Annotated in this window: 12 protein-coding genes; 7 read left to right on the top strand and 5 right to left on the bottom strand. The window is 37.5% G+C overall.

Annotation, left to right across the window (positions count from 1 at the left end; translation table 11 throughout):
- Window positions 1–40 precede the first annotated feature (40 nt).
- From NG743_RS24505 to NG743_RS24485, 5 genes are all read left to right on the top strand, one after another.
- Window positions 41–3,454: an acetate and sugar kinases/Hsc70/actin family protein gene (locus NG743_RS24505; RefSeq protein ID WP_257121075.1), complete on the top strand. Its 3,414-nt coding sequence runs from the start codon at window positions 41–43 to the stop codon at window positions 3,452–3,454.
- A 68-nt stretch (window positions 3,455–3,522) separates the two neighbouring features.
- Window positions 3,523–4,644: a hypothetical protein gene (locus NG743_RS24500; protein WP_257121073.1), complete on the top strand. Its 1,122-nt coding sequence runs from the start codon at window positions 3,523–3,525 to the stop codon at window positions 4,642–4,644.
- Between the two features lie 327 nt (window positions 4,645–4,971).
- Window positions 4,972–5,547: a Uma2 family endonuclease gene (locus tag NG743_RS24495; RefSeq protein ID WP_257121072.1), complete on the top strand. Its 576-nt coding sequence runs from the start codon at window positions 4,972–4,974 to the stop codon at window positions 5,545–5,547.
- 51 nt (window positions 5,548–5,598) lie between these two features.
- A complete protein-coding gene (locus NG743_RS24490; RefSeq protein WP_257121071.1) occupies window positions 5,599–6,291 on the top strand; it encodes a Uma2 family endonuclease in 693 nt (230 codons plus the stop codon).
- Between the two features lie 234 nt (window positions 6,292–6,525).
- Window positions 6,526–7,074, top strand: a complete 549-nt coding sequence (locus NG743_RS24485) for a Uma2 family endonuclease (RefSeq protein ID WP_039203691.1) — start codon at window positions 6,526–6,528, stop codon at window positions 7,072–7,074.
- A gap of 105 nt (window positions 7,075–7,179) precedes the next feature.
- Here the strand turns inward: NG743_RS24485 and NG743_RS24480 are convergent, their stop codons facing one another.
- The gene (locus NG743_RS24480; RefSeq protein WP_160170603.1) at window positions 7,180–7,317 is read right to left on the bottom strand and encodes a hypothetical protein; all 138 of its coding nucleotides are present in this window, start codon (window positions 7,315–7,317) and stop codon (window positions 7,180–7,182) included.
- 220 nt (window positions 7,318–7,537) lie between these two features.
- The gene (locus tag NG743_RS24475) at window positions 7,538–8,059 is read right to left on the bottom strand and encodes an ATP-binding protein (protein ID WP_257121070.1); all 522 of its coding nucleotides are present in this window, start codon (window positions 8,057–8,059) and stop codon (window positions 7,538–7,540) included.
- A 198-nt stretch (window positions 8,060–8,257) separates the two neighbouring features.
- Here NG743_RS24475 and NG743_RS24470 point away from each other — a divergent pair, with 198 nt between their 5' ends.
- Window positions 8,258–8,560 (top strand): hypothetical protein, encoded by a 303-nt coding sequence (locus tag NG743_RS24470; RefSeq protein ID WP_193964042.1) that lies wholly within the window; start codon window positions 8,258–8,260, stop codon window positions 8,558–8,560.
- A 105-nt stretch (window positions 8,561–8,665) separates the two neighbouring features.
- Here the strand turns inward: NG743_RS24470 and NG743_RS24465 are convergent, their stop codons facing one another.
- Together NG743_RS24465 and NG743_RS24460 are read right to left on the bottom strand one after the other, a co-directional pair.
- A complete protein-coding gene (locus NG743_RS24465) occupies window positions 8,666–12,076 on the bottom strand; it encodes an alkaline phosphatase PhoX (protein ID WP_257121069.1) in 3,411 nt (1,136 codons plus the stop codon).
- Window positions 12,077–12,259: 183 nt separating this feature from the next.
- Window positions 12,260–12,865, bottom strand: a complete 606-nt coding sequence (locus NG743_RS24460; RefSeq protein WP_039200548.1) for a TIGR02466 family protein — start codon at window positions 12,863–12,865, stop codon at window positions 12,260–12,262.
- Between the two features lie 126 nt (window positions 12,866–12,991).
- Between NG743_RS24460 and NG743_RS24455 the strand changes: the two genes are divergently transcribed.
- Window positions 12,992–13,450 carry a DUF4079 domain-containing protein gene (locus tag NG743_RS24455; RefSeq protein ID WP_027401427.1) on the top strand — a complete coding sequence of 153 codons (459 nt, stop codon included), beginning with the start codon at window positions 12,992–12,994 and terminating at the stop codon, window positions 13,448–13,450.
- Between the two features lie 2,893 nt (window positions 13,451–16,343).
- On the opposite strand, the gene NG743_RS24450 is transcribed toward NG743_RS24455, so the two are convergent.
- The gene (locus NG743_RS24450; RefSeq protein WP_193962361.1) at window positions 16,344–17,186 is read right to left on the bottom strand and encodes a CPBP family intramembrane glutamic endopeptidase; all 843 of its coding nucleotides are present in this window, start codon (window positions 17,184–17,186) and stop codon (window positions 16,344–16,346) included.
- Window positions 17,187–17,200: the final 14 nt, after the last annotated feature.

The following is a 17,200-nucleotide window of genomic DNA, read 5'->3' as shown; positions in this document are numbered from 1 at the left end:
ATCAATGAAATATTAACAAACAAAAAAAGGAACACCAAAAATGCCTGTGGAAATTCAGCTTCTACCTAGCTTTAAATTAGGTATGAAAGAAAACGCACAGTTGCATCTACCCACCATCCAAATTGTCCCTATTAAAAGCAACATTCCCCACATTTCTCGAATTACCTGCATAGTCAGAGGTATACCAAATGAATTAGCAGCAAAAATTCAAAGCAGCTATAGACAATTTCACTCAGATACACCCAAACAAATTTATAATATTTCTCAACTAGGACAAAACTCCTGTCAGTTAGATGCACCTTTAATCACAATAGTTGATTGTACCTTAAAGGTAATTGTCGAATATTTTGATTCTGACGCTGCGGGAAAAGCAAATTTGTCCATATCTAATCATGTATGTGCTGAATGTGATCTTTGGTTTATACCCAATTTACAAACATCATCAAGTTCATCTACAAAAAATCATCCCCCCATGAATACTTCACAATTTGATCACTATTTGCATAATTTAAGTCAACAACTCAGTGAAAAACTCAACGAAAAACAAAGAAAAAGATTTCCTGGTTGGTTAGCTTTAGATTTTGGTACTTCCAATTCTACAGTGACACTTTTTGACCCCATAGAAGTTCCCATTGCCGAAGTTTTACCCAGAGAACAAGAACTGAGATTGAGAGAACGTATGGCGGAATGGTTTAATTCCTCCCCAGATTTAGCCTTACCAGATGTTAGTAGTGGTGAGTGGGAAAAATTCCTGGTTGATATTAGCAAAAACTTAGAAATAGAATCAGATCAATTAAGTGAAATTTTTGAAAGTGATAACAAAGAATTATTTTTAGAAGCAATTCGCCAAATTGAATTATGTCTAGGAACAAGTGATAGATTTCGGCGGGCTGTTAGCAAAAAGCTTTATGCTATATATCATGAAGTTTTTCGTGTTCCCACATTAGAATCACAAAATTTAATGCCTGTAGTTTTAGATATTGACCGACGCAGCACAGAAATTCCCAGTGAAATGGAAGTATCGCAATTAATCCCCTTAAAACTACGCATGGGTAGAGACGCAAGAGATAATAGAAGAAAAGCCATAGCCCAAGGCACAACTGTTTCAGTCAAAGAAATTATTAGCAGATTTCATCATTCACCCAAACGCTATTTTGGACAAGATCGATCTTTCCCAATTATCTTAGAAGACGACGAAGAAAATATTCAAGTTAATCGCCTCATTCAAGCAGCTTGGGCGCAATTAATTGAATTAACAGAAGATTATCGGCAAAGGGCTAGACGCAGATTTTCAGAAGGCGATTTTTTAACAGCAGTTGTTACCTATCCCACTGTTGCCCCTCCCATAGTTCGCAAAGAAATTAAGCAATTAGTCCAGGAATTAGGCATTGATGATGTACAAACTGCCTATGATGAAGCAGTTTCTGTGGCTATCTTTTTCCTGTGGCGAGAATTTGGCGGAAATCTGAATATTGGCATTGAATCTTTTAAAACTCGTTGTCGTCAAAATGGGAATAAATGGTCACAAAATGTCCTAGTTTTAGATATTGGTGGCGGCACAACTGACTTAGCTTTAATTGAACTAACTTTAGAAGATAAAACCCCTTTCTTTGCAGATCATGAAGATCGAGGTTTAGGCGGACGTTACTATAAACTGACTCCTAAATTATTAGGTTCTTCAGGACATTTACAATTAGGTGGTGAATTAATTACTTTACGAATTTTCCGCTTGTTAAAAGTAGCAATTTCTGATTTTCTCCTTACCGCAGTTACTACAGGTGACATCGAAAGCGATAAATTAGAAGACTTAATTAACTCCGAATTAAACGACCGTTTTTTAGAAGATGGGAAATTTAAAACTGGTAGTTTATTAAAATGTATAGATAAGGAAAATCCTGAAGGTGATGTTGCCTTTAAAGATGCCCTGGATACTGCGGAAAAAGTCTTACCAACTCGTTGGCAACAAGCAACCCAACGCCTACAAACCTTTTATACATTGTGGGATCATGCGGAAGCCGCCAAACTCAAATTAGGACAAAAAACAACCACAGATGGTTCTTTATTAACCTTCACTTTAAATGAACAACAAATTGGCGAACTGCTTGCCCAAAGTGCTGTTAAATTTCAAGTTAGAAGTTCTGAATCTATTTATTTAACTTTAGATCATCAGCAATTTGAACGGGCAGCAACTTCGTCAATTAAAGAAGCAATTGGCATTGCTAAAGGTTTAATAGAAAGCCGTCTCAGTTCAGAACCTAATCAAAAAGTAGATTGGTTAATTCTTTCTGGGAAAACCTGTAGTCTTGATCTTGTGCAACAACAAATTTACGAGGAATTTAGTCAATCACCATATTTTGTTTGGAATCCCGAACGAATTACTTTTGTTTTAGAATTTACTAAGCTTGCCACTTCCGCAGGTGCTTGTTATGCCGAAAAACTGCGCCGCTTTCGATTTGATCCTGAAGAATCTAAAAGTCTATTACGCAAAGGTGCAAATCAATTAGAAATTGATGTCAAAAACCTGTTTTATTATCTTCCTTGCAACTTTAAACGCAAAACCCAAAGTAACGATCCATTAGCCATTTTTAGTGCTGGACAAGAACTATATCAGCTTGCACCTTGGGATACGGTTGCTAAAGTGCGGACACCTTGGCAGGGCATTCAATTAACTAATATTATCCATCGTCAAGATTATGAAAATGGAACTTTTCGTCTGTGGGGGAGTTTCGACGGTAAAATATTGATGGATAAGTTGGGCATGGAAGAACAGGAATTTCTCAAAAAAATCAAAGTCCAATTTGAGATTGACCAAGCTTTACAATTTAGTATTTTACTATGTCGAGGTAATCCCCATTATTTAATAGACGTAGTTGGTATTGATATTAATTCAGTCATATCTAAATCTACTGAAAATGCCTTGTTTACTGATGGTAATTTAAAATGGAATATTGCCGTTGAAAATCATCAACACAACTTAAATGATGGTGATATTGCTATTAATGTTTTAGAATCTGCCACAGTTGATCAACCTCATGCTTATCATTTAGTATTTGCCGTTGATAATAATGAAGGTAAATCAATGGAAACATTTCATTATTTACAAGATGGGGTGAAGCAACCAGGAACAGGATTAATTAGTAAACCTTTGCCACCATTTCCTCAAAGTGGTCAACATACTTTCTACATTTATCAAACTGATAGTGAGACAAATACCAAAAAATGGTTACGGATTGGTACACTCAGTAAACCGGATATTGTCACAGATTATCCCTGTCAATATCATGTCACTCTTGATAATACAGGCATATTAAGAATGCACGCGGGGGCAGTTCCTTATTGGACATCTAATAATCAAGAATGTCTCGAACAAGAAGGATGTATTTATCGGGCAGAATTGGAACTACAACCCAATGAAGTTGATAAAGAACGTGATCCTTTTTGCGGTATTCATTAAGTTCAAGATCCCCGACTTCTTGAAGAAGTCGGGGATCTAAAATCTTTTATTTTCATCCTGATAAAATTATGCAGAATCTACATAAACTATTAACTATAGAAAACTCAGAATTAGCCAAAATATTGCGGTTTAATTTATATGGATTAGCTGCAACTTTAACAAAAGCAAATCAAGAATATCCATTTGATGCCGGATGTCAGGTATGCGAAGAACTTCTACAAGAACTTCATCAATTATTAGAACCATCATCCTCAGATCCCCGACTTCTTAAAGAAGTCGGGGATCTAAAACAACCTGAATTAACAAATGAATTAAAATTATTAAAATTAAAAGAAATTTTCAATAACAATTCAGAATTAAATTCTTATTTAGGTAATTCTCATATTCAAGGTCAAACTGATGCGGAAATATGGAACGAAATTCATAGAAAACTATTGCGAGTTCCTGAAGATGTAGCGACATCTTGGCGACATAAGGCTTTAGAATTAGCACAGGAAGTAGGGGCAGTTGTAGATAATAGAAATCTGGATGAATTGCCATTTGTGCGTGATGAAATTATTTATCCGGGGTTGAGTGGTACAGTTCAAGCCAAAGGACTATGTTTATCTCAAACAGCTTTGATAAATTCGGAAATTTCCCAAACGCATCTTGCCGATAATTTATATTTAATCGCCGGATTTTTACTTTTATATATTAAGTTTATAGAAATAGATGCAGATTTACATCATGCTTTAAAAAGTGTTTTTAGCTTTGATGTAGTTTCTTTATCTGCCAAATTGGAACAACGTCATCAATATATTGATGCTTTAAGCGATCGCTTGCACCGCATCCAAAAAATAGATGAAAATACTGATGTAGTTCTTAATTTATGTGCTTGGATTGACATAGATGAAGCCATTCATTCCTTAGTATTTATCCCTCCTGCTGAACGTTATTCTTGGTGGGGAAAATTACAAAAAGAATCCCGGCATCTGTTAAAAAAAGCCGCTGATAAAGCAGTTAAAGCAGGTAATGAAGTCCGACTCAAACAATTATCAGGGCTGTATGCTGATGTTTGTGAATTTTCTAAAGATGACCTACAATTAGACTGTGGTGGCAATCCTGGCGAGGTATTAACCTGTTTACGAGTCTATGCCAAAATTAATCAGCAACAGTATCCAGGAAGGGTAATATTTCGGACTTTACGCTAAAAAAAAGAACTTTGTCCGTAATACTGGAATAGCTGAGTAATCAAAATTCTCCTCCTAGTGAATCAAGTTCAGATATTGTACTAGTTTTGATATGTATAATTAGTCCCTTGATGGGAGCGATCGCCATCTATCTAACTGCTTTGTACCTATAGATTTAAAGTAATGGTCAAGTTATCTATGACTTAACGCAGTTAATAGAACCACCTGTACAAACATTAGAATGTTCTGAATTTGCAGACGCAATCATCAAACATTGGGGTTAATTTCTATTAACCGTGCCTTTGATACTATAATATATTTATCACCATCACTAACCAGGTTATTTGTATGGTTATCACTCCTTTGAAACTAAACTTCAACACAGTTAATTTTACCGATGAACAGTTTTATCAACTATGTCAAAAAAACAGCGATTTAAAATTTGAACGCACATCTACCGGAGAATTAATTATTATGCCACCAATGGGAGGAGAAAGCGGCAATCGAGAAGCAGAATTCATTATAGATTTAGGTATTTGGAATCGTCAAACAGGACTCGGTTACACCTTTAGTTCTTCCACTATATTTAAATTACCCAATGGTAGCGATCGTTCCCCTGATGCAGCTTGGATTAAAAAAGAACGTTGGGAAGCACTCACCCCCGAACAAAAATGCAAATTTCCCCCCATTGCACCGGATTTTGTCATTGAATTAAGGTCAGCAACAGATGATTTAAAAACTCTGCGTCAGAAAATGCAAGAATATATAGATGCAGGAGTGAAACTGGGATGGTTAATAAATCCTCAACAGCAACAAATAGAAATTTATCGTTTAGGAAAAGATGCGGAATTGCGAGATTTGCCTACAGAATTATTAGGAGAAGAGATATTACCAGGATTTAGTTTGAGTTTAGATTGTTATTAAAATCTCAAGTAAAGTGTTATAATTTCCATACCTCAACTAGTGGATACAATCATGATTGACCAACTTCTCATCAAAACTGAAATTGATAATTGTGATGTACCAGATGCCAATCTCCTAGTCACTGAAGATGATACACCTGTGGATAATCTTGCATCTGCCAAACAACAACGTCTTTTAGTCGGTTCTCTTTACAGTTCTTTACAAAATCAGGTTTTTTTAGCGGAAGCCAATGTTGGTGTTTACCATACTTTCGGCGAACCTGCCATAGTTCCTGATGTGTTTATTAGTTTTGATGTACAAATTCCTGAAAACTGGTGGGAAAAACAAAATCGTTCTTACCTAGTTTGGAATTTTGGTAAATTCCCGGAACTCGTACTGGAAATTGTTTCTAACAAAGATGGGAATGAATTAGCTAAAAAGCTGCAAATTTATGAGCAAATGCGAGTTTCTTACTATATTGTCTATGACCCAAATAAAAATTTAGGAGAAGAAATTCTCAGAATTTATACTCTCCAAGGTAGACGTTATATAGAAACTACAAATAACTGGTTAGAAGATATTGGTTTAGGAATAACTTTATGGACTGGAGAATTTGAAGGTAGAAATGATTCTTGGTTACGTTGGTGTGATCAAAATGGTAATATTTTACTAACCGGTGATGAACGGGCTAAAAATGCCGAAGCACGCGCTCAATTATTAGCAGAAAAGTTAAAGGCTTTGGGTGTAGATCCTGATAGTATTTAAATCTGATTTAATGATTTTTAGCAAAAGTAGCAAAAGTAGGGTGTGTTAGCGACAGCGTAACGCACCATTCCAGCTTAAATAAGAATTGCAGGTTATTAAATTTGCATTCATAAATACTAATTACAAAAAGTACAGGATTAAAGGATGAACAGGATTGGATTGAGAAAATGTATAAAAATTCTATTTGAGTCATAATATTAATAATATATGTATTGAAAAGGAGAATAGATGATTATGGTAATGACACCAATTAAAGAAGATGTATTAAAAAATTATTCCCTAGAAGATTGGATGCAAAGTTCCCCAGAGGGCACAGAATGGGTAAATGGGGAATTATTGAAGAAAGAAGAAGTGACACTGAAACATAGCCGCATACAGGGTAATTTATACTTTTACTGGAGAAGTTACAAAGATTCTAGTGGTCAAGGTGGAGAAGTGTATACAGAAGCACCCTGTCGCACAAATCAACAAGGCCGTCGTCCTGATGTTGCTTATATTACGCCAGAATTGATACAGCAGTTTGGTGAACCTGCTGTTTTACCCCAAAGTTTTCCCCTCGTAGCAGAAATTATTTCTCCCACAGATTTAGCAGAGGATATGATTGCTAAATCTCAAGAATATTTGCAATCAGGAAGTGAGGAAATTTGGTTAGTTTTTCCTGAAAATCGGTGGATTATTGTAATTACTAAAAATCAACGTCTTGTGTTTATTGCTGGTGAAATAGTGAGGACTCAAACTGTACTAACAGGTTTTAATATTGCAGTAGATGAATTATTGGGTTAAGACAACAGAATTGCATTTAGTTTGAGTTTCACGTCGGAGAGGGGTTGGGGAAAGCTTTATCGAACTCACTCACGTTGAGTTTAGATTGTTATTGAAATACTCAATTTAAGGATGTGATTTTTCAACCCAACGCTGAAATAGTTCTACTATTATTCTCCAGCGTCCCTGATTTTCTACAACGACATCATGACGTTTCAAAACTTCTAAAGCATTCTGTAAATCAGTTTCATCTATTCCCGTCAACGTAAACGTTCACGGGGGGTACAAAAAACACTCTATATGAGATTCCACGAAAACAGCATGAAAAACGTTATAGATTTGATTTTTTTGGGTCATTTGAAATTCGCAAAATCTCTATATCGGTTTGCTAATCGTTTTCTAGCCAATTTAAGAACCATTCGTTAATATGTCAAGTTGCCTGAAAAACCCAACAGACAAAGCTTTCAGGTTTTTTAATAAATTCTCACCCCCTGTGAACGGTTACTAATAAAGATGATTTACCAATTGCTTGTTCACCAATAAGCACAACACTACTAGCATTATTGAGAAGTTCAAATATCTGCTTTATTTCTGGTTCTCTACCAAAAAACTTTTCTAGGTTCTCTATTCTTCCCGTTGTGGGAACAAAGGGATTTTGATTATCTGAATAACTGATAGGATTGTGGTTTAGTTTTTCTTTATTGTCTATTGTCGAAGATAATATAATACTTGTAGAATTAGTATGACAATAATCTTCTATTTGTTTTCTAAAGTTATTTTTATTAAAATTTGTGTTTATACTTAATGCTGTTTTGATTTTTTTCCATAAATTAGAACCTACTTCTCTCAAAGTAGTTTCTGCATAACCTGTTTTCGCCGCAATATATCCATATTCTTGTTTTTCCCAACTACCCAAGAAAATATTTTCTTCTAATTCAGTTAAAGGTTCTTGTTTATTTCTGGAAAATATATCTTTGATAAAATTTAAGGCTTCTTGAGAGTCCATGAAACATACTTGAGTAGGTAAATTATATTTAACACTTGGCTATCAGTGTTACATTCTACCCTACAAACCTACATCAGCCTACATTTCCCTACGTAAACTTTTGTGCATAATTACCTACAATACCCAACCTATTCAGCATAGACAACAAGCAATGATAGAGACATGAAAAAAAGACACATATCCCAGGAGTGTAAACCCATGTCTCAACAACCAACAGAAGAAAATCTTGCTACCCAGTCCAACAACACAACCAAAATTTTAGACACTGCGGAGAAGATAGTTGATAAATTCACTAAATCGGAAACCGTAGAATTAACAGAAGTTGCAGCCAAAACAACAGAGAACATTTTTACAGTGTTAGTCACATCTGGAGGTAAACCGGTTGCTGTGATTTTAGCGATCGCCATTTTGATTGTAGCAACTGCAATACCTATTGTGGCTATGAAACTATCCCCAAGTCAAATCAATCCACCTACAAATAATTCCCATTTGATTCGGTGACTCCTAACTCCTACCATCATAAAAAACCTTGGCAAGACCTCGAAAAATATCAAGTCCTGCCAAGGTATTTAGTTATCAGTAATTACTATGAAATCCCAGCTTGAATTAAACTAGGACAAACTGATTAGAATTAGCCACACTCAAAGCGCTGGCTTGAATACCAGTTAAAGTAGCTAAAGTTTGACCACCAAAAATAACCGCAGTATCAGCACCAACTTGAGTCAAAGTTAGATTGGCGGTAGTGATGCCTAAGCTCTTAGCGCCAGAAATACCAATTACATCAGTACCAATTTGGAAATCTAGAATGGTGTTAGTAGCTTTGGTTAATTCACCAAAAACAATCCAGAATTGGTCAGCGCCAGCACCACCAGATAGGGTGTGACCACCACCAAGACCAATTTCAAAGGTATCATTACCATCACCACCCAAGGCACGACCATTAGAACCATTACCCAGGAAGAAGATATCATTACCAGCGCCACCGGAGGCACGGAAATTACTGGCTTCATCTCCAAAGAATGTGTCGTTATCAGCACTACCAAAAGCGCGATCGCCATTGGCTAAAAACACGGTATCATTGCCGCTACCAGCATCAATAGTGTTATTGCTGGCAAGAGCGCCCGCAGCCGCACTATCAATCTCGTCATTACCAGCACCACTAAACACGACATCATTAATACCACCAAAGCCAGGAGTTTGTTTGGCTACAATTGTATCGGCATTAGGTGTAGCAGCAAAGAATTGTGTGTCCTGAATCAAACTGGCATTAGGCGCGATCAAGAAAGATAACTGACCACCTTCAACCAGGTTTTCTTGTCTAGTTTTTGTGCCATCACCATTACCATCAATATTTGTGGCGGTAATAATTGTTCCAGAACGAATACTATGCGCCTGGACATCAAACACAAACTGTGTACCAGGAGCGTTACCAAACAGAGTAGAAACATCAAGGATACCGGAAGTTTCCCAGTTACCGATATCAGTGGGGCTAGAGTCAGTTTGACCAGAAGGAACAGCCGAGCGATCAACTTGTGCAATTTTAGTTAAGCTATCCGCTGGATTGGCAGCAGCAGGATCAAGAACGTAAACAGAGGCTTCTTGCTTAGAAGTTGCACCCCAGATATCTGCTCCTAGTGCGCGGTCTTCTTGTAAGTAAATTTTGCCATTATCAGCCCAGTCGAGGTTATCAGGACTACGCATACCGAAATCTTGTTTACCAGCGTCGTTGCCATCGTAAAGGATGTCAATTTTTGCGGTGATTTGAGGCGCTGCTGTGATCTTCCACAGAGCATCATTTCCAGAGGTGGGGTGTTGAATGGCAACGATAAATTCATTGGGATTGTTTGTAGAAATCAACCCAGTAGGTTCAGATCCTGCAACTCCCAAACTAGCCCAACGAGTGATGGATTCAGCTACACCATCCTTATTGCTATCAGATGCTTTCCAGATATCGCCAGGACCGTTGTCTTCGATAATGTAAAGATTACCAGCAGCATCACTAGCCAAGTTGTCAGGGTTATTGAGGTTGGTACCCGCAGCTAAAGCAGTACCACCATCAATTGTGCTACGACTAGCAAAAAGCTTAACTTCATTGGTTTTGAGGTTAATGCCATAAACTGCGTTTTCGCTAGTTGTAGCTACATAAAGAGTGTCACCAATAATTTCTAAGTCTTCTGGACGACCGTAGGGTGTACCACCAACTTCATCTGCTGCCGCACGTCCACCTGTAGTAGCACTGCTAAAGTCAAAGGGATCGGCGGTGGTGGTTTTCACGCCATTAGCATCAGTAATAGCGACCCAAGTAGCTGCACCAGTCCGAGTTTTACCTGTATTTGTAGCAGAGTCCCAGTTTTCCGAAGCAATACCTGTAAAGGCAGTTACCTTCAAGACAAAACTTTGTCCAACACTCAAATCACCAACAGTCTTAGGTACAAACTTGTAGATAGAACCAGTGTTACTCTCATCAATAAAGTACAAAGTACCAGAGGTATCAAACTTCAAGCCTTCATGGGAAACCGCAGGAATATTGCTGCGCCAAACCACATTGGCTGGATCACCAGCAGCCATCAAGGGGTTAAGCCACTCAAATAGACGACCATTGGTTCTTTCTTCGGCGGTAAGAACTGTTCCGTGAGGAGTATATTCCGCAGGGTCAAAGGGTCCAAAATCATCGGCATTCTTATCCCAAACCGCAGGATTGGTGGTGTAGGGTAAGGCCGCTTGACCAGTCAGGGCTGAAACAAAGTCACCAGTTTGGGTGTCGTAGCGAGCTAAACCAGCGCCTTGACCTACTTCCATCGGAATGTAGATGTAGCGGTTGGTGGGATCGAGTGCCACCATGTCCCAGTTACCAAAGGTGGCAGCAAATTGAGGATCTAGATTAGCTTTGTTGCGGTCAACAATTTCTGTCTGAGTGAATCCTGTTGGTAGTAAAAAGGGTGCAGTGTCTTCTGCTGTAGGAACAGTAGCAGTAGTAGAAAGAAGTTGGCTAAAGTCAACATCAATTTTGTAGGTTGTACCCCAAACATCAGGACCTGCAGTAATACCAGTGGAGGCTAAAACAGCTTGAGTACCATCGAAAGGATTGGTGGCAACGTCTTCAGGACGAGAGAATCTGAAGGCATTAACGGCGGTTGCTAACTCGTTTTGTTTTGTTTGTGTAGCAAAACCTTGAGCGTCATAACCTGTAGTACTTGCTTTTGTTGGATTATAGTAAGAAATTTCTACAAATTGACCGTTTGTGCTGTTACCACTGCCTTTGAACTGGCTAGGATTAGCTTCAATCGCATCAGTAGCACTGCTAGGATCATCTGCTACCCAAACAAACAATTTACCCTGTGCTAAACCATTGCGTTCCAGGAAACCACCAGCTTTTTTATCGCCAACATAGAGATATAAAGGCGCGTTATTGCTATCATCACCAATTAAGAACGCAACTTTATCAGTGCGGCTTGTATTTAGTTCTGTGACGTTTTCCCACGAAGCGCGACCAAATGCGGGTACTGCATATAAAGTATTTGTTTGTGTATCCAAGGCGAATTGTGTACCATTACTGGTTTCTTCACCAGAGAAGAAAATACGATCAGCTAAACCAATACCTGCACCAAACTGGTTGGCTTCAAATAAAGCAGCAGAACAAAAACGTTGAATACCACCAAATTCTAAATCAGCAGCAGCATCAACAACTTCACCTTTGCGGTTGATAATGGTGTCATGGGCTAATCCAGCATCAACGATTTGCAATGTGCGCTTGTCAACATCAAAATAGTTAACTCTTGCACCGGGGAGTTGAGTACCGTTTTTCAGGGTGTACTTATAACCATCAGCAGCCCCTACCTCATTAACAACTAATACACGAACAGTTGTATCGTTGAGTGAGTAAGCGCCAATACCGTCAAGAATCCCAGGAGCAACATAGTTGCCAATTTTGTCGCCAACTGTAAAAATTGGGTCAACTGTGTAACCGTTTAATCCTTTGACTTGAGACGGTTCGGTTGTATCGAATGATATAGCCATAAAATCCTTCAATTCTCTGTGTAGTGCTTACTGAATGCTTGGCAAATTTAGGAAACCCTATATTTACCGGATATGAATATTACTTCTTATTAAGTTCTCACACAGAGGTTAAGAAGGTACTATGATTTAGCTATTTCTTGATTAAAAATCCTTCTGAAAAGTTATTTTTTGGTTATGGAAAGATTATCTATTTATAGGTACTATGCCAATATTAAAACTAATACATACCCGATCTTCATCACTCATATTCATTTCCACACCATGTAACAGCCAACTGGGAAATATTAACATCGTCCCTTCACGAGCTTTGTAAGTTATTCTGGGGAAAGTCCAGAGATTAAACTCTATGGAAGGTGGTACGATCATTTGTGAAGCTGGTCGAGGATCGGAGAAAAATATGCCACCACAATTTTCAGGAGTTTTCAGATAATAAACTCCACTTAAAATTGAGTTGGGATGATTATGTACAGAGTTGGAGGCAAGTTTACGATTAATAATTCCCCAACAAGTTGTAATTTTGAGACTAAACTTTTGTAAGTCCCATTGTAAAAATGTGGCAACTTCTAAGACATTTTGATTAATGATTTGTATCAGGTTGTCAAAACTATCCATTTCATGCAATTTATCCCCACTATGCCATCCTAATATATTTGACCATTTCTCACCCTGACTATCCCGACGTTCTTCCCCATAGATAGTTTCTAAGAGTGGAGGATTTAATTGCTGATAATTTTCTAGGGAAAAATGCCAAACAGACGTGGGAAACCAATCATTTCTAGAACCAGCCATAATTTTGATTTACGTTTATATTGACTTGTAATCTCTGTAGTGGGGCAAAAACATGGACGGCTAAAAACAAAAAAAGCCGAAGTCCTGTTAAGCTCAATAAGTAACTTTCTGGAACTGAACTGTTTTATGCACCTACCTTCCTTTCTATGGTTATGGAAAATAGCCGCTTGGTCAATGGGATTATCTTTACTAGCCTATTTATTTTTAGCCATAACTGGTATTTGGATGTTACGGGTCAGAACAAACCCAGAATCTTTCGGTATTCTCTTACCTTGGTATCGTCAGCAAGTGCGATCGCTCCATTATATAATTGGCATAACTATGGTTAGCCTAGTATTACTACTCCTAGCCGTTGGCATTGTTGGTACATTAGGACACTTCGGTTCACTAGGACATTCACCACATTTACTCGCTGGTTTAATAGTCGTCATCTTAGTTTTAGTATCCGCCTTTAGTGCCACTCAAATTAGTACCATCAAGCCTTGGGCTAGACCACTACATCTTGGTTGTAATCTCTGCTTATTACTAGGATTTGCCTGGGTATCTCTCAGTGGTTGGACTGTGGTGCAAAAGTATTTACCTTAATTCTCAGTTTCCACCATGCTTCTGTTATGGCTAGGAAATTCTGCAAATAATACACAAATAATTTATCCTGAAAATCCTGATTCAGCCCTTGACAAAATTCTCAGTTTCGATTACACTTATGTTATGAGTGGAAAAGTGTGCGCTCATATATATAAGGTTTTTATTTATCAAATTATTCAAAGCAGTAAAACAGGTAAATGTCTGAATCAGGATATCCAGGATTTGAGGATTTACAGGATGTGATGGCAAGATTGTTTTTGAGGAAGTGGTGATGATTTTGTCTGAATCAGGATGTCCAGGATTTGAGGATTTACAGGATGTGATGGCAAGATTGTTTTTGAGGAAGTGGTGATGATTTTGTCTGAATCAGGATATCCAGGATTTGAGGATTTACAGGATGTGATGGCAAGATTGTTTTTGAGGAAGTTGAGATGATTTTGTCTGAATCAGGATGTCCAGGATTTGAGGATTTACAGAATGTGATGGCAAGATTGTTTTTGAGGAAGTGATGATGATTTTGTCTGAATCAGGATGTCCAGGATTTGAGGATTTACAGAATGTGATGGCAAGATTGTTTTTGAGGAAGTGATGATGATTTTGTCTGAATCAGGATGTCCAGGATTTGAGGATTTACAGAATGTGATGGCAAGATTGTTTTTGAGGAAGTTGAGATGATTTTGTCTGAATCAGGATATCCAGGATTTGAGGATTTACAGGATGTGATGGCAAGATTGTTTTTGAGGAAGTGATGATGATTTTGTCTGAATCAGGATGTCCAGGATTTGAGGATTTACAGGATGTGATGGCAAGATTGTTTTTGAGGAAGTGGTGATGATTTTGTCTGAATCAGGATGTCCAGGATTTGAGGATTTACAGGATGTGATGGCAAGATTGTTTTTGAGGAAGTGGTGATGATTTTGTCTGAATCAGGATGTCCAGGATTTGAGGATTTACAGGATGTGATGGCAAGATTGTTTTTGAGGAAGTTGAGATGATTTTGTCTTAATCAGGATATCCAGGATTTTCAGGATTTACAGAATGTGATGGCAAGATTGTTTTTGAGGAAGTTGAGATGATTTTGTCTGAATCAGGATATCCAGGATTTTCAGGATTTTCAGGATGTTGTTGGATGATTGTTTGTGGGAAGTTGAGGATGATTTTGTCTGAATCAGGATATCCAGGATTTGAGGATTTACAGGATGTGATGGCAAGATTGTTTTTGAGGAAGTGATGATTTTTGGAAGTTGGGATATTTTAAAGATGTTGTTTTATGCTCTTCTTTAGATAGTTAGTTTACAGCATTTTCGCAATTACCAATTACCCATCCTGAAAATCCTTAAATCCTGATTCAGACGAAATCATCACCACTTCCTCAAAAACAATCATTAAACAACATCCTGAAAAATCCCAACTTCCCACAAACAATCATCCAACAACATCCTGAAAATCCTGAAAATCCTGGATATCCTGATTCAGACGAAATCATCTCCAAAATCCCAACAAACAATCATTAAACAACATCCTGAAAAATCCCAACTTCCCACAAACAATCATCCAACAACATCCTGAAAATCCTGAAAATCCTTAAATCCTGATTCAGACAAAATCATCTCCAAAATCCCAACAAACAATCATTAAACAACATCCTGAAAAATCCCAACTTCCCACAAACAATCATCCAACAACATCCTGAAAATCCTGAAAATCCTTAAATCCTGATTCAGACAAAATCATCTCCAAAATCCCAACAAACAATCATTAAACAACATCCTGAAAAATCCCAACTTCCCACAAACAATCATCCAACAACATCCTGAAAATCCTGAAAATCCTGGATATCCTGATTCAGACGAAATCATCTCCAAAATCCCAACAAACAATCATTAAACAACATCCTGAAAAATCCCAACTTCCCACAAACAATCATCCAACAACATCCTGAAAATCCTGAAAATCCTGGATATCCTGATTCAGACAAAATCATCTCCAAAATCCCAACAAACAATCATTAAACAACATCCTGAAAAATCCCAACTTCCCACAAACAATCATCCAACAACATCCTGAAAATCCTGAAAATCCTGGATATCCTGATTCAGACAAAATCATCTCCAAAATCCCAACAAACAATCATTAAACAACATCCTGAAAAATCCCAACTTCCCACAAACAATCATCCAACAACATCCTGAAAATCCTGAAAATCCTGGATATCCTGATTCAGACAAAATCATCTCCAAAATCCCAACAAACAATCATTAAACAACATCCTGAAAATCCTGAAAATCCTGGATATCCTGATTCAGACAAAATCATCTCCAAAATCCCAACAAACAATCATTAAACAACATCCTGAAAAATCCCAACTTCCCACAAACAATCATCCAACAACATCCTGAAAATCCTGAAAATCCTGGATATCCTGATTCAGACAAAATCATCTCCAAAATCCCAACAAACAATCATTAAACAACATCCTGGAAAATCCCAACTTCCCACAAACAATCATCATAATTATGTTGGTGGTTGAAAAGCCTATATATATGGGCGCACACTTTCCCACCTATGACATAATCATAATACAAGCTTTGCGTTTTGTCAAGTCTTGATTGTCTGAATCAGGATGTCCAGGATTTGAGGATTAACAGGATAAATTTTAACCTCTTACCTTTGCGTCTTTGCGCCTTTGCGTGAGACTAAAATTCCTACCCTTAATCAGCAACGCTTTTTTATTAATCAGGTTTTATTTTCAAAATCTAAGTAGTGAGACAGAATTAATTACACAATGTCATTGCGTAAGCGTAGCGTTAGCCATATGGAACGAAGTGAAATCAAGCAATTCCAAGGGTTGTGATTGCTTCCCTTCGCTCGCAATGACTGTAAATATTTTTGTTCAATTACTTATACTGTTCCCTGTCACCTGCTGTTTACTACCTATCCACCAAGCTAGTCCACCCATAAACAGCACTCCCATAACTCCCTGCAAAGGATTATTATTTACACCAGTCACCCAATCAGGAACTTGACCCGAATATTTGGTTAATTGCCCTACATTAATAATGTAATAACCCCAAACTAACCCGCCATGTAAACCAATTGGTAAGCCTAAACGTCCCCGTCGCCAACGTTTTCCCCATACTTGCGTGAAACCCAACAACACCAAAGCCGGAAACTGGGGTAAAGTATGAATAATTGCCTCCAAAGGTTTAATAAAATGAGATACAGCAAATAAAATTGCATCTATCCTCATAGCGATATTTAATTTATAATCTCGTTGTAACTCATCCAACAACCAACCCCGAAATAATAATTCTTCTGCAAAACCCACACCCAAACTAACTAACAAACCTTCTAAAATTATTTTGACTAGAAATACTTGAGGTTGTTGCCATATTAACCAACCTAGTACACCTTCTAAACCAAATAAAACTAAAACACTAGTTAGTCCAATAGCTAACCCCTGCAACACATTCACCCCATTAAGACGCGTAAATTCTAACCCATAATGGCTGAATATTTTTGGTTGCTGATAAACTTGTGTACCCCAAATATTCAGCAGGAAAATAAACTCTACATATAATATAACCAGAGTTAAAATACTTTCTAAATTAGTATCTTCAACTAGTAAATAAATTGGTACAGCTAAGGGTAGCCATAAGAATAGTAAGGCCAGTATAAAACAAACTAGCCTCACAGGAAAGGGGTATTGGGTAAGTTGAGTAAGATTAATTTTCATAAAGTTAGTCAATT

It is taken from the genome of Dolichospermum heterosporum TAC447, from assembly GCF_024584745.1.
GTDB classification, from domain to species: domain Bacteria; phylum Cyanobacteriota; class Cyanobacteriia; order Cyanobacteriales; family Nostocaceae; genus Dolichospermum; species Dolichospermum heterosporum.
This window is presented reverse-complemented; position numbering and strand designations above follow the sequence as displayed.